We start from the raw sequence: 14,622 nt of genomic DNA, 5'->3' as shown, positions 1-14,622 counted from the left end.
AATCCCCTTTTTCTTTTTGATATATTTAGAATAGCAAAGCCTTATAAACTCCTACTTGCCGAAAAATGAACAAATTATAAACAAATGAAAAAAAGTTAATAACAATACTAGCTTTTTTTTGTTCACTTGTAATACACTATAAGTAAGAAATAGATTAAAACCACTAGGAGGGACGCTTTTGACCATTAAACGCCGCTTTTTTATTTCTTATATTAGTGCCATCATTATTACTTTAGCCTCTGTTTTAGCTGTTTTATCCTTAGCTTCTTACATCACGTTAGGAACTGTTCCCAGTTTGCCCCAAGCTTACCGAATGATGAATAAGCAACGACCATTGACCGCTAACGAAGAAGAAAGTTATTTGGCCTTAGATCAATTGTTAAAAAAGTCACCGAAATTACTAGATACACCTTTAAGTAAAGAATTAAAGGAAACGATTCAAACAATTGAAGCAAAAGGATTAAGTGTGATTATTCGAAAGAATGCACGGTTTCCTTATTATTCGGATAATTTAGTAGAAAAATCTTTGTCTGTACATATTCCAAACTACGAAATGAATAATATTATGCCAACTGGCACACTGGATAATGCAGGGCGTCTATATCATTATGTCAAATCCGATTTTCATTATTTAGATGGTTCTAACGGGAGCTTTATTGTCTTGAAACGCGAAAGCAGCCTTTTTGAATTCTTCACACGCTGGATTATCTGGATGATTTTGTTAATTATCCTTGTAGCAATTGCGGCAGCTTGGCTCATTAATAAGCGCTTAACCAAAACCACTATCGAGCCATTAGAAGCATTAGAAAAAGCGACTAAAACATTGGGTAAGGATGCCCAAAAAGAAAATCCATTTACACCAACTAGCCACCAAACCGTTTCAACAGAAGTCAAACAGCTCCAACTTAGTTTTGAACAAATGTGGCAAGATTTAGAAGAAGCCAATGCGGAACGCGAAAAATATGAAGCTAATCGGAAAGAATTAATTGCAAATATTTCTCATGACTTAAAAACACCAATTACTTCTATTATTGGTTACGTTGAAGGCTTGATGGATGGCGTTGCCAATACTGAAGAAAAAAAACAGCGCTATTTAACGGTCATTCATGAAAAAAGTTTAGGCCTCAATGATTTAATTGAAGAATTATTTTTGTATTCTAAATTAGACCTAGATCGTGCTGTCTTTACAATGGAAAAGACCAATTTCACTCGTTTTATTGCACATATTCTTGAAGAATACCGTTTGGAACAAGAACTAGTAATCACTTCTGTACTTCCCACCGAAGCTTTATACGTTCAAATGGATCCCACGCAGATGAATCGCGTGATTACCAATCTAATTCAAAATAGCATTAAATTTGCGGATCCCACTAAAGAACAACTAGCCTTTACGATTTCTTTAACGCATAATCAAACAGACTTAGTTTTAACCATTACAGATAACGGCATTGGTATCGATAAAAAAGAATTACCTTATTTATTCGAACGCTTCTATCGTGTAGACAAATCTCGAACCCCAACAGTTAAAGGAAGCGGCTTGGGATTAAGTATTGTCAAACAAATTATTGACTATCATCAGGGAACAATCACTGTCACAAGTAAAAAAGGAGACGGCACCAACGTGATAATTACGCTGCCGTTGTTGGAGGATGAAAAATGAAACCACATGTATTAATTATTGAAGATGATCCAAGCATTGCTGATTTGCAAAAAGATTATTTAGAAATTAACGATATGACTGTCACAATTGAACATGATGGAAAAAAAGGATTGGAAGCAGCTTTAAATGAGCCCTTTGATTTAATTATTTTAGATGTGATGCTGCCAACTATGGATGGTTTTGAAATCTGTCGTGCAATTCGAAAAAAAAAGCAAACGCCGATCATGATTGTTTCGGCTAAAAAAGAAGATATTGATAAAATTCGTGGGCTTGGCTTAGGTGCGGATGATTATATAATCAAGCCGTTTAGTCCCAATGAATTAGTCGCTCGAGCAAAAGCCCATATGAACCGTTATCAATTGTTAAGCAACGCAGAACAACCACCACAATTACTAAAAATCAATGAAATCGCTGTCGACACTGCCGCCCACAAAGTGTTTGTTTTAGAAAATGAAGTTATTTTTACTAGTAAAGAATACAAATTGCTGGTTTTCTTGATGGAACATCCTAACCGTGTGTGGAATAAAGAAGAACTTTTTGAAAGTGTCTGGGGGTTTGATGCCTTAGATACTGAGGTTTCGACTGTCGTTGTTCACATTAAACGGATTCGGGAAAAATTAAAAAAAGCCAATCTTTCTGACTCTCCAATTGAAACACTCTGGGGAAGTGGCTACCGCTTCAATCGATAAAGAGAGCAAAAATAAGTCGGAGCCTATTTCTAGGCTCCGACTTATTTTTTATTAATTTACACGAGAAAATTTTTGATAAAGTTGGTTGAAAACAATCATAAATTGTTCAATTTCTGCCATTGTATTGCTTTCATCTAAACTAATGCGCACAGCGGAAGTCGCCAATTCTCCAGGCACATGCATGGCATACAAGGTGCTGCTAGCCATTTTTTTTCGGCTAGAACAAGCACTCGTAGTCGAAATATAAATTTGTTTTTCTTCCAATGCATGGACCAGCACTTCGCCACGAATCCCTTTCAAAGCAAAACATAAAATGTGTGGCGCAAAATGTTCATTATCTTGTGAAAAAACAGTCACATTTTGAAATTCTTCTAGCGCCTTTAATAAATAACTCCGTAACGTCGCCACATGTTGCGGCCGTTGTTGTTCGTTCTCTAAATGCAAGCGTAACGCTTTGGCCATTGCCACAATTGCTGGTACGTTTTCTGTCCCACTGCGTTGGTTGTTTTCTTGCCCGCCTCCTGTTAAAAGCGGCGCTAAACGTTTTCCTTGTTTCCAATACATAAAACCAATGCCTCGTGGTCCATGAAATTTATGTGCAGAAAACGTTGCAAAATCCACCCGATCCGTTAACCACTCTGAGTAATTAACTTTCCCAATTGCTTGAACCGCGTCTACATGAAAATGAATTTTAGGAAACTCCGCTAAAACCTCGCTGATTTTTTTAATTGGTTGAATCGTTCCCACTTCATTGTTCACTGCCATAACAGAAACCAAAATCGTTTCTTTTCTAATTAATTTCTGTAGTTCCTCGACTTTTACACGACCTTCTTTATCCACTGGCGCATAAGAAAGTTCAAAACCTAGTTCGACTAATTGTTCCGCTGTTTCTGTAACTGCTGGATGTTCCACTGCAGAAATAATAATATGATTACCAAATTCTCGTTTTTCGATTGCCGTTCCTTTTAAAACCCAGTTATCTCCTTCAGTTCCGCCACTTGTAAAATAGATTTCATTTGTTGAAACATTGATTAGCTCCGCAATCTGCTTCCGTGCTTGTTGTAAGAGCCGATTCGCTTGGCTGCCTAAGTCATGCAGACTAGACGGATTGCCAATAATCCGCTGACTGGTTTTTACATATGTATCTAAAGCCTGGGGGTAAATCGGTGTAGTTGCACTATTATCAAAATAAATCATTTGTCACCCTTCTTTTTTAAAATTCTTTCCCATTATATACTTTCTAAAGTATCACTTCAAGTCACCACCACGCCATAAAAACAGAGGCTTGTCTGTCGACAAACCTCTGTTTAGTGATTGTTTAATTAAATTGCTGTTAAATTAGGGTTATTGATATTTTTAAAATAAAAATCTTCGATTCGTTTGAACGCCCCTGGCTCAACAGCTTCCAATGCCGTTCCAATTTCATCTAATGCATCTTGATAACGGAATTCTGTCGAGAATAAATACATGCTTTTATCTAAAGCCGCTCGGATGTTCTCGTGAGTATGACGATAGCGGTTTGCATATTGCATCATTTGTTCCGTCAGAGCTGCTGCATTGACTAAATCTTTTGTTTTCTTATCTAATAACTCTAAATCATCTTCGCATAAGTCACACAAACGATTGATTTCATCCATGTTAATGCGCATTTTATTTAAGGCTCGGCTTAAATCTTCAATTCGATCCGTTGCCACATAGAAAAATTCTAAGTAATCAGCAGACAAACCTGGTAATCGTTGCTTTTCAACATACCGTTTGATACTCCGTAAACGGAATTCGTATTCGTCGACTTTTTCTTGGGCGACTTTTTCGCCTTTTCTTAGTTCTTTCAATGAAGCATCAATTTCTAATTGTTGATTTTCAATATCATCTAAAATCTTATAGCATTCTTTATAGAACGCTTGAATTTCAGAGTAAGGAACGGTATGTTCTTTCATTCGAGGTTCCAAGTCTTTTTGACGGCGGATAATTTCTTCAATTTCCGTTTGGAAGCCACGACTACGTCCTAGCTCGTTGTTGTTTAAGGTGTAGCTTTGTGATACATGGTCCAATTCAATCATTAATTGACGGTTATTTTTTAAGGAATGAGAAATATAATCGTCAATAATTTTTTGATTGGTCACGACATATTTCTTCGCTTCAATTTCACGTTCCATCACTTCATATAATGCATCAATCGCCGTTGCTGTGTCGCGATTTGCGACCTCTACTGCAGCAATCTCTGTTTTCTCTAAATCAGCCATTGAATTCTCGACACGTTTTTTCGCATGTTGAATTTCTTCAGCAAAGTTTTGTTCAGGGAACACATAATCGTCAGCTAATAATTGGTTGTAGCCTTCTTCGATTTCTTTTAATTGATCTGGGAAAGTTTCATTTAATTCTTCATACATTGGTGGAATCCGTTTCATTAAGTCTTCCAATTCATACGTATGACGTTCCGCATCTTCTAGGACTTCTCGAGCCTCAATTGGGTCCCCCGATGTATTTAGTGTGACAAATTGTGTGAATTCAATTTCGACGTTTCTTAATTGTTTTTGGATTTCGGAGTAAGCTGGACCAAAGCTAGCTTTATCATCTTTTAGTGATTTACTTAATTCTTCATAGACATCCAAAGCTTTTTGAACTTCTAATGAATTGCGCTCTTCACTTTCACGTAATTCTTTCAAGCCATTACGAATGACTTCCACTTCGGCTTCCATTTCGGTCATCGTTTCATTCGCTTCCACGACTGCTTTCTTCGCTTTCATGAAACGGAAAATTTCATTTTGATTTTCGACTTCATAAATTTGACTCTCTAGTTCGGCGAAAGAACGCGTCGATAGTTCTACCCAACGTTGATTCCATTCACGGAAACTATTTTGACTCTGTCCAACTAGATGCATTTTTTTAATGTCATCGATTTCTTCAAAGACTGGCAAGTCAAACAGGGCTTCTTTACGAACTTCTAATTCATCTAATTGTTCTTGATTTTTTTTGCGCATAAAATAACCAATTAAGTATAGCACCGCAGCAATAATAACGATTACTAGTACTAAAATGATAATCCAATTATTCTTCATTTTGGCTCCTCCGATAATTTTTCTATAATAAAAGAAAGGTTGTTTGTTCTCTTCACACGGTTATCTATTGTTCCTGACCCTTGAAAAAGGGCATTCTTGCAGAAATACCTATAGAAAATTATAGCACAAACTGTATATTCATTCACTAGTTATAACAAACTTTTTTAAGAAAACCCGCGATCTTCTTACGAAGGGGTTGATTCACTGCTTTCATCGATCCGATTTTCACTAATTTTTTTACAAATATCACTTAGTTGTGTTAAGAAGGCATCCGCTTGACTTTGATCCATCCCAAAGTGTTCATCGCGCATAGCCCAAACTTCTAGCCCAGCTTCTTTGGCAGAGGCAATGCCTTTTTCTGAATCTTCAATGGCTATACATTCCTGTGGCGCAACAGCTAATTCTTGTAACGTGTGCAGATAAATATCCGGCGCCGGTTTACTTTCTTCGAAATCTTCCCCACTCACGACCGCATCAAAATAACTACTTAATTGCCCCACTGTCAAAACCTCTTCAATTGCGTCTTTTGTGGAAGAAGAAGCTAATCCGATTTTATAGCCTTGTCTTTTTAAAAATTGTAAAACACGTTTCGCATTTTCATCAAGCACAGCTAAATAATCTATCGGATGCGCTTTTTTATAGGCTATGTATTGTTCATTTAAAAAAGCAATATCTAGCTCTTTTTTGTTGACTTGTTCAATCTTTTGCCATAATGAACGCATATCCGCACCGACTAATTCTGGCAAGGTTAGGCCCTCAATGGTCAAATCAAATTCCGCTAAAAATGCTTTACGTCGCTCATAATAATAAGCTTCGCTATCTACTAGGACACCGTCCATATCAAAAATAATGGCAGTTTTGGATTCTGTCATACTATTTAACTCCTTCGTTACGACTCATATCTTTACAGTTTAACAAAATTTTAAGGAAAAATGAAGAACAAATATTTTCATGATTTCCTAACTTTCTGAAAATAAGTGGTTGCTTTTCTAAATGTTTTTCGGTATCCTTTTACTAATCTACAAATGAGAAAATAATTAAAAACAGGAGTGATAAACGTGAACGTAGTTAAATTCGGCGGTAGCTCGCTAGCATCAGCACCACAGTTACAGAAAGTCTTACAAATCGTCAAGGAAGAGCCGCGCCGAACGTTTGTCGTTGTATCCGCTCCTGGAAAGCGAACCCCGCAAGATATTAAAGTGACTGATTTATTGATTCAATACTATCAGCGCTACTTAAATAATGAGGACATTGAATCGACAATCTCTGCCATCATTCGTCGTTATGAAGATCTTTTTGATGAATTACACTTGGATAAAGCAGTTTTAGCTGATATTGCTATTTCGATTCGCCAATTAGCCACTTTACCAAAAGAAAACAATGCTTTTTTATTTGACTATTTTTTAGCTAGCGGCGAGGACAATAATGCAAAAGTTGTTGCCAGTTTTTTCAATCAGAATGGCTTAGATGCTCGCTACATTAGTCCAAAAGAATTAGGTCTCCTAGTGACACCTGAGCCAGGCAATGCCCGCATTTTACCAAAAGCTTTAGAGAAAATTAGTGCCTATCGTGAGACTCAACAAATCTTGGTTATTCCAGGTTTCTTTGGTTATACAGAAGCCGGCGAAATTTGTACTTTTTCTCGTGGCGGTTCCGATATCACAGGGTCCATTGTTGCCGCAGGTGTTCAAGCAGATTTGTATGAAAACTTTACCGATGTGGACGGAATTTATGTCGCCCATCCTGGAATTATTGAACAGCCTCAAACGATTCAAGAATTGACCTACAGAGAAATGCGGGAGTTAGCTTATGCAGGCTTTGCCGTCCTCCACGACGAAGCCTTAATGCCTGCCTATCGCGCAAATATTCCAGTCGTTATCAAAAATACTAACAACCCACATCATCCTGGCACCCTAATTACTACTTCTCGCAAAGTGAAGCATGCCCCTGTTGTAGGAATTGCTAGTGATCAAGGGTTCGCAAGTATTTACATTAGTAAGTATTTAATGAATAGAGAGTTAGGTTTTGGGCGACGGCTCTTAGAAGTACTAGAAAAATTAGCCTTGAGCTATGAGCATATGCCCTCAGGAATTGATGACATCACGATTGTTTTAAGAGAAGACCAGTTAACAACTGAAATTGAAAATCAACTGATGGCCCAACTCCAAGAAGTTTTAGCGCCTGATGAGTTACGCATCACGCATCACCTTTCCATGATTATGATTGTCGGGGAAGGCATGCGCCAACGAATTGGGGTTACTGCTGAAAGTACAATGGCGTTAGCCAAAGAAAAAATCAACTTAGAAATGATTAACCAAGGATCTTCGGAAGTAAGTATTATGTTTGGTATCAAAAAAGAACAAGAGGAAAAAGCCATCAAAGCCTTATATCGGACGTTCTTCCATGATTAATGAAAAAGACGAATGAGTTTTCTCATTCGTCTTTTTCATTGGTTTCAGTAATTTTCAATTGGCGTTGAATTTCCGCTTTAATTTTAGCTTCTGGCGCAAAATCTTGTTCCCAATTTTCAGGTTTTAATACTTTATTTGTTTCTGGATCATAATGTGGCTGCCCATCTGGAAATAATTTCCCCATATTGGCTTGATGAACGATTTCAATAATTTTTGTTGGATTGACGCCCATTAAGCAAAACGAACCATAAGTAAAATACAATAAATCAACTAGTGCATCCACTTCCTCCACTAAAGGATCAGATACTGGTTTGCCTTTCGCCAAGACTTTCTGCTCTGCTTTATCGACAGATTTTTTTAATCCGTTGACCAATTGTTGAAAAATTACTTGGTCATTATCAGCAGCACTATATAAAAATTCTACAAGTTCTTCAACTTTAAACTCTGCTCGTCGACTGGCTAACTCTGGCGAAAAAGCAGTTGGTTGCTCTGGTTGTTGTGGATTAAAAACCTCGTGGAATGCACAAGCCATTTCATAAGGGGATTGCTTTTCAGACATTCAGCTACCTTCTTTCTCAAAATAAATCTAATTGTTTTGGATTCAAATCATCGTAACTCAAATTCAAGACTTTTTGCATCTGTAGAGCGTTTTCTGCAGCATCGCCGCCAGAATTATTATTAAAAATTACGCCCACTTCTTTAGCTTCTTGCGACATTTTTAAAACAGCTTCGCTTAAATCAGCGATTTCCTGCGTATTATAATGATAGAGGGTTCTTTTTTTACGCCACTCTGCATCATTGGCTAACCAGCCAGCCGCATTACGTCCGTGAAACCGGAAGAGCACGAGATTAGGATTCGTTACATAAGGATAAAAGGGCACTGGATTCGTAGGAATCTGCGGTTCATCTACAATCACAAGTGAAAATTGATTTTCTTTCATAAATTGCAACATTTGTTTTACAAAGTTTGGTTGATACCATGAATTATTTCGTAATTCAATGGCGATGGGTAGGTCTTTAAACCAGTGACGAATTTTTTGCAAGTAAGCGACATTTTCTTTCGTACAACCAAATGTTCCTGAAAATTGTACCAGAAAGGCAAATAATTTTTTACTTTCAATTAACGGGGCCATACTTTCTAAAAAGGCGGTGATCATTTCTTCTTCACTTGCATAATAGGTTTGCCACTCACCTTGACAACTGATTCCACTATAAACTTTCATGACAAAGCGAAAGTTTTCGGGAACTGCTTTGACCCATTCAGCTACTCGTTCTTTGGGAGGAATCCCGTAATACGCCGTGTCCATTTCAACTAGCGGTAAATGACTGGCATATTCATAAAGCGTGGCCCGTTTTTTTCCAGTTAAATAGTCGTGTTCACTAAAAGATGTTAATCCTAAGCGAATCATGTCCTTCCTCCTCTGCGTAACTTTTTATTTTCTAAACCGTCATCTTAACTTAGTTTGTCCAATCGATATTCGCTTCACAATAGGTTTGACCATCAATCCGAATCTCATGGCGCGTTTTCAACTGATTTTCTTGTTCGACAATTTCGTAATGACTTTCGACTTCTTGGCCGTATTCTACTTCTTTGTCAAATTTCACAAGAATTTTTTTCGGTTGATGCGTTGTTAAAAAGTCATACCCTAACACATCCAATAACCAATTAAAGTAAATCGCATTATTAACATGTTGATTGCCATCAATATCAAAAAAACGCACACGATAAGGTAAAAAGTTCCCCTCTGTGACTTTTTCAATTTTTTCATGGCGATAAATTTTAGTGATTTTTTCAGAATCAAAAGGTGCAATAATTTCTGGTAACACACTACTGATTTTCCGATTTTTTTGATCCATTAAGACAAAGGTTGATTTCACAAAGACACATTCATTGCCTTCTTCATCATGAACCCAAAAGTTACGATAACAAAAATATTTGTTATAACTCATAGCTTGCGTTGTAATTGCTACTTTTTCACCAACTTTTGGTAAGCGGTGAATCTCTATTTCATAATTGGTGATGACCCAGCCTAGACCAAATTGAGCGACATAAGCCGCATCTCTTCCTAGTAATTCTGTTTGTTCTTCTGATACTTTAATGACAACCGCTAACAAAGCCGGTATCTTCATTGCACCAGTAAAATCGCCGTCATAGTAGGCAACTTCATAAGAGGATGTATGTTTTTTTCCCACGAAATAATCTCCTTTTTCCAATGGCTACTTTCGTGTCATTGTTTCTTCTTAAAAGTATACCACGTGATTTCTTCAATTGCGATTCCGAATGAAAAATTAACAAAACTTTGAAAAACACTATTATTTATATTATTTAAAAACATTCTTAATATTACTTAAAAAATATTGTTTTATTTTTAAAAATAACATTTCTTATTATTTGTATCCGAAAGATTATTATGTTATATTCCTATCTGTAAGCGCATACAAAATAATTTTTTAGGAGGTTTTTTTCGTGAAAAAGAGTTTATTAACAATCGTCCTGGCTTTTAGTTTTGTTTTAGGTGGCGCTGCATTGGCCCCTACTGTTTCGGAGGCTCATGGTTACGTAGCAAGTCCTGGAAGTCGTGCTTTCTTTGGTAGTTCTGCTGGTGGTAACTTAAATACAAATGTTGGTCGTGCACAATGGGAACCTCAAAGTATCGAAGCGCCCAAAAATACGTTTATTACTGGTAAATTAGCCAGTGCAGGTGTCTCAGGTTTTGAACCTTTGGATGAACAAACAGCTACTCGTTGGCACAAAACAAACATTACAACAGGTCCCCTTGACATCACTTGGAACTTAACTGCCCAACATAGAACTGCTTCTTGGGATTACTATATTACTAAAAATGGCTGGAATCCCAATCAACCATTAGACATTAAAAACTTCGACAAAATTGCTTCAATTGACGGTAAACAAGAAGTTCCTAATAAAGTTGTTAAACAAACAATTAATATTCCGACAGACCGCAAAGGTTATCATGTCATTTACGCTGTCTGGGGCATTGGTGATACGGTGAACGCCTTTTACCAAGCGATTGATGTGAACATTCAGTAAAAATACTCACATCTTAAACTACATTAAAGGAGTTCTCAAAAAATGAAGCTAAAAAAAATAATTCCTGCTTTTCTCCTTCTTTCAACCGTTGCAGTTGGCTTGTGGTTAACGCCTACTCAAGCTTCTGCAGATGCTGCGGATACGATGGTAGATATCTCTGGCAAAAAAGTGTTGGTTGGATATTGGCATAACTGGGCCTCAAAAGGACGCGATGGTTACAAACAAGGAACATCAGCATCGCTGAACCTTTCAGAAGTAAATCAAGCCTACAATGTCGTACCGGTTTCCTTCATGAAAAGCGATGGTACGACACGGATTCCTACGTTCAAGCCTTATAACCAAACGGACACTGCCTTCCGACAAGAAGTCGCACAATTAAATAGTCAAGATCGCGCAGTTTTATTGGCACTTGGTGGAGCAGATGCACATATCCAATTAGTCAAAGGCGATGAACAAGCCTTTGCGAATGAAATCATTCGTCAAGTGGAAACATACGGCTTTGATGGTTTAGACATTGACTTAGAGCAATTGGCGATTACTGCTGGCGACAACCAAACCGTCATCCCTGCTGCATTGAAAATAGTCAAAGACCATTATCGAGCACAAGGAAAAAATTTCATCATTACGATGGCGCCAGAATTCCCTTATTTAAAACCTGGTGCCGCTTATGAAACATACATTACTTCCCTAAATGGTTATTATGATTACATTGCCCCACAATTATATAACCAAGGCGGCGACGGTGTCTGGGTTGATGAAATTATGACTTGGGTTGCTCAAAGCAACGATGCTCTAAAATACGAGTTCCTCTATTATATGTCTGATTCATTAATCCATGGCACGCGCGGCTATCTACAGATACCAAACGATAAATTAGTCCTTGGTTTACCAGCAAATCGGGATGCTGCTGGTAGCGGCTATGTCGTTGAGGCTACCCCTGTAGCCAAAACTTTTGATCAGTTAGCAAAAGACGGTAACCCTATCCGTGGCTTAATGACTTGGTCTGCAAATTGGGACGTTGGTCAAGATGTCAACGGCAAGTCCTACAACAATGAATTTGCGACACGTTATAGTAACCTTGTAAAATAAAAGCTATTTTGAGACAGAACACCGCATTTGGTTCTGTCTCTTTTTAAATTTTACTCACCTGTCTTTCAATAATCCAAACAATGTTCTCTTGCTTTCTAACCAATTAATTTTAAACCAATCACAGAAACAATGATTAAAAAAATAAAAAATATCCGGCGTAGGTCTTTTGATTCACCTAAGAGCATTCCTAAAATAGCGCCTCCTGCTGTACCAATTCCTGTCCAAACCGCATAAGAAACGCCCATCGGCAATTGTCTCATCCCTAAATATAAGAATAAGAAACTACCACTAAACGCTAGAATTAAAATTAACAATGAACGTAAGTCTTTTTTTGTTGTAAATAATTTAATTGAACCTACGCCAAAGATTTCAAAACAGCCTGCAATAACTAAGTATAACCAACTCATCTTGTTTCCTCCTCTTTATTTCCAGTTACCATTTTTAAGCCAATTACACCTATTAATAACAGCAACAGAAAAAGAACTTTTCCTATGCCCAATGGTGTGTGGAATAAAAAATGATCTGTTACAATAGTTCCAGCACTACCTAAGCCGACAAATACAGCATAGGCTGTGCCGACTGGCAATTCCTCTCCTGCTTTAATCAGCGCATAAAAACTGATAAAGATTGCGATTACTGTCCCTAAAATCTCCCACCATGTTGTACTATGCTTCATGCCAATGACCCAAATCACTTCACAAAAAGCGCCAAAAATAACTTTTAACCAAGCTTTACTCATCTTGTTTTCCTTCCCTTCCAAACAAAAAAAGTGCCAACAAACAGTTCAGCTATGGCCTAAGAACTGTTCATTAACACTTTAGTCGCAAGCATCCGGCGATGTTTACGAAAGTTTATGTATTAAAATATCTCAGGTCATTATATTCTTATTTTTTTAAAAAATCAACTAAAAAACAATAGTTCGAATTCGAGACATTTCTTTTGCATTTTTAGGACTAATCATTTAAACTTACTTTTAGTAAGTTAATTAATTAAAAAATTATTTTTCTTTTAGGAGGATTTTTATTATGAATACACAAATTTTAGGTTTACACCACGTCACTGCCATGACTTCAAGTGCCGAAAAAATTTATCACTTTTTCACCGATATTTTAGGTCTACGTTTAATTAAGAAGACTGTCAACCAAGACGATATTGAAACATATCATTTATTTTTTGCTGATGATGCCGGCTCTCCCGGAACAGATATGACTTTCTTTGACTTCCCAGGCTTACCTAAAGGAACCAAAGGAACCAATACAATTTCTCGTACTTCCTTCCGTGTAAAAGATGATGCTGCTTTGGATTACTGGGTATCACGCTTTAATGAATATGCAATTGATCATGGAGAAATTCAAGAACGTTTTGGTAAAAAGTATTTAGAATTTGAAGACTTTGACAATCAACGTTACCAACTTATTTCTGATGAAAAGAACCAAGGTGTTGCAGCCGGCACGCCTTGGAAAAAATCTAACGTCCCTAGTGAACATGCTTTAATCGGCTTAGGTCCAGCCTTTGTAACTGTCGAAAATTACGAACATCTGCAACTAGTTTTAACTGAAGTTTTAGGGTTCAAATTGATTGATGCTGAAGGTAGTTTCCATTTATTTGAAGTTGGCGAAGGTGGGAATGGTGCCAGCATTATCGTAGAGCATCGAGAAGATTTGCCAGCGGCCCAAGAAGGCTACGGCAATGTCCATCACTTAGCCTTGCGCGTTGCCGATGAGGAAGCACTACGTTTCTGGATTGAAAAAATTAATCGTTTGGAATTTCCTAATTCTGGCTTTGTGGAACGTTTTTACTTTAAATCTGAATATTTCTTGGCAGCAACACATGTTTTATTTGAACTGGCAACCGATGGTCCTGGGTTTTTAGAGGATGAAACCTATGAACACGCTGGTGAAAAATTATCATTACCGCCATTTTTAGAACCAAAACGGGCAGGGATTGAAGAATTTGTGCGTCCTTTCGATACTTCAGATGCGAATGTTCAAAGAAATTAGTATTTTTTCTAGGAGGCTCCTATGATTCATTACAATAGTAACGAGTTATCTGCAAAAACAGCGTATAAATTTTTATCAGGAAGTATTATTCCTCGGCCAATCGCTTGGGTTACAACACAAGATACAGCCACAGGTGTCGTCAACGCTGCTCCCTTTAGTTTCTTTAATGCGGCGGCAGCTGAAATTCCTTTAGCAACGTTATCCATTTTACGACCAGACAAAGCGCCTAAAGATACGGCACGAAACATCTTGGCTACTAAAGAACTTGTCATCCATTTCGTTAACGAAGACGTTCTTACTCAAATGAATCAGACTTCGGCACCTTTAGTAGCAGAGATCAGTGAAATTGACACATTTGGTATTGAAACCATTGCCAGCCAGACTGTTGCTGTTCCAGCAATCAAAGCCGCGCCGATTCGGATGGAAGCTCGCTTACATCAATATGTACCTATTGCTAACCATGAAGGTCAAATTATTACGGATTTATTCATTGTAGAAATTACCGATTTCTATTTTGATTCAGCCGTTTTCGATGAAGAACATCAGTACATTTTACCTGAAAAACTCCAACCGATTGCTCGTTTAGCAGGCAATGATTATACAACATTGGGCGAAATCCGTGAAATTCGCCGCCCAACGTAAAAAGAAGGCCCCCGCCATGA

15 protein-coding genes are annotated in these 14,622 nt (G+C 37.5%); 7 read left to right on the top strand and 8 right to left on the bottom strand.

Going from position 1 to position 14,622, the window contains the following annotated elements; all coding sequences use genetic code 11:
- Window positions 1–316: 316 nt before the first annotated feature.
- Window positions 317–1,660, top strand: a complete 1,344-nt coding sequence (locus IGJ46_RS01410) for a sensor histidine kinase (protein ID WP_002385380.1) — start codon at window positions 317–319, stop codon at window positions 1,658–1,660.
- Window positions 1,657–2,349 carry a response regulator transcription factor gene (locus IGJ46_RS01405; protein WP_002358364.1) on the top strand — a complete coding sequence of 231 codons (693 nt, stop codon included), beginning with the start codon at window positions 1,657–1,659 and terminating at the stop codon, window positions 2,347–2,349. The genes IGJ46_RS01410 and IGJ46_RS01405 overlap by 4 nt, the downstream gene beginning before the upstream one ends.
- Before the next feature lie 51 nt (window positions 2,350–2,400).
- Here the strand turns inward: IGJ46_RS01405 and IGJ46_RS01400 are convergent, their stop codons facing one another.
- The 3 genes from IGJ46_RS01400 to IGJ46_RS01390 form a co-directional block, all read right to left on the bottom strand.
- On the bottom strand, window positions 2,401–3,546 hold the full coding sequence (locus tag IGJ46_RS01400; protein ID WP_218391377.1) for a cysteine desulfurase family protein: 1,146 nt from the start codon (window positions 3,544–3,546) through the stop codon (window positions 2,401–2,403).
- 125 nt (window positions 3,547–3,671) lie between these two features.
- The gene (gene ezrA, locus IGJ46_RS01395; protein ID WP_002355233.1) at window positions 3,672–5,408 is read right to left on the bottom strand and encodes a septation ring formation regulator EzrA; all 1,737 of its coding nucleotides are present in this window, start codon (window positions 5,406–5,408) and stop codon (window positions 3,672–3,674) included.
- A gap of 185 nt (window positions 5,409–5,593) precedes the next feature.
- Complete coding sequence (locus IGJ46_RS01390) at window positions 5,594–6,280, bottom strand: HAD family hydrolase (protein WP_002355232.1); 687 nt, start codon at window positions 6,278–6,280, stop codon at window positions 5,594–5,596.
- 186 nt (window positions 6,281–6,466) lie between these two features.
- Between IGJ46_RS01390 and IGJ46_RS01385 the strand changes: the two genes are divergently transcribed.
- On the top strand, window positions 6,467–7,819 hold the full coding sequence (locus IGJ46_RS01385) for an aspartate kinase (protein ID WP_218391376.1): 1,353 nt from the start codon (window positions 6,467–6,469) through the stop codon (window positions 7,817–7,819).
- 22 nt (window positions 7,820–7,841) lie between these two features.
- On the opposite strand, the gene IGJ46_RS01380 is transcribed toward IGJ46_RS01385, so the two are convergent.
- The 3 genes from IGJ46_RS01380 to IGJ46_RS01370 are packed head-to-tail and all read right to left on the bottom strand — an operon-like array spanning window position 7,842 to window position 10,012.
- Window positions 7,842–8,378, bottom strand: a complete 537-nt coding sequence (locus IGJ46_RS01380) for an HAD family hydrolase (RefSeq protein ID WP_218391375.1) — start codon at window positions 8,376–8,378, stop codon at window positions 7,842–7,844.
- 16 nt (window positions 8,379–8,394) lie between these two features.
- Complete coding sequence (locus IGJ46_RS01375) at window positions 8,395–9,228, bottom strand: DUF72 domain-containing protein (protein WP_002358361.1); 834 nt, start codon at window positions 9,226–9,228, stop codon at window positions 8,395–8,397.
- Between the two features lie 49 nt (window positions 9,229–9,277).
- Complete coding sequence (locus IGJ46_RS01370) at window positions 9,278–10,012, bottom strand: acyl-ACP thioesterase domain-containing protein (protein ID WP_002355227.1); 735 nt, start codon at window positions 10,010–10,012, stop codon at window positions 9,278–9,280.
- 274 nt (window positions 10,013–10,286) lie between these two features.
- Here IGJ46_RS01370 and IGJ46_RS01365 point away from each other — a divergent pair, with 274 nt between their 5' ends.
- Both IGJ46_RS01365 and IGJ46_RS01360 read left to right on the top strand, forming a co-directional pair.
- A complete protein-coding gene (locus IGJ46_RS01365; RefSeq protein WP_002355225.1) occupies window positions 10,287–10,871 on the top strand; it encodes a lytic polysaccharide monooxygenase in 585 nt (194 codons plus the stop codon).
- 42 nt (window positions 10,872–10,913) lie between these two features.
- The gene (locus tag IGJ46_RS01360; protein ID WP_002380011.1) at window positions 10,914–11,960 is read left to right on the top strand and encodes a chitinase; all 1,047 of its coding nucleotides are present in this window, start codon (window positions 10,914–10,916) and stop codon (window positions 11,958–11,960) included.
- Window positions 11,961–12,055: 95 nt separating this feature from the next.
- On the opposite strand, the gene IGJ46_RS01355 is transcribed toward IGJ46_RS01360, so the two are convergent.
- Both IGJ46_RS01355 and IGJ46_RS01350 read right to left on the bottom strand, forming a co-directional pair.
- Window positions 12,056–12,367, bottom strand: a complete 312-nt coding sequence (locus tag IGJ46_RS01355) for a DMT family transporter (protein WP_002355223.1) — start codon at window positions 12,365–12,367, stop codon at window positions 12,056–12,058.
- Window positions 12,364–12,720, bottom strand: a complete 357-nt coding sequence (locus IGJ46_RS01350) for a DMT family transporter (RefSeq protein WP_002386054.1) — start codon at window positions 12,718–12,720, stop codon at window positions 12,364–12,366. The genes IGJ46_RS01355 and IGJ46_RS01350 overlap by 4 nt, the downstream gene beginning before the upstream one ends.
- Before the next feature lie 265 nt (window positions 12,721–12,985).
- On the opposite strand from IGJ46_RS01350, the gene IGJ46_RS01345 reads away from it, so the two are divergent.
- Complete coding sequence (locus IGJ46_RS01345; protein WP_002355221.1) at window positions 12,986–13,960, top strand: ring-cleaving dioxygenase; 975 nt, start codon at window positions 12,986–12,988, stop codon at window positions 13,958–13,960.
- Window positions 13,961–13,981: 21 nt separating this feature from the next.
- A complete protein-coding gene (locus tag IGJ46_RS01340) occupies window positions 13,982–14,602 on the top strand; it encodes a flavin reductase family protein (RefSeq protein WP_002364981.1) in 621 nt (206 codons plus the stop codon).
- Window positions 14,603–14,622: the final 20 nt, after the last annotated feature.

This window comes from Enterococcus sp. AZ120 (assembly GCF_050546165.1).
Lineage (GTDB): Bacteria > Bacillota > Bacilli > Lactobacillales > Enterococcaceae > Enterococcus > Enterococcus faecalis.
Note: the sequence above shows the minus strand (reverse complement) of the source record. Positions and strands in the feature narration are given on the sequence as shown.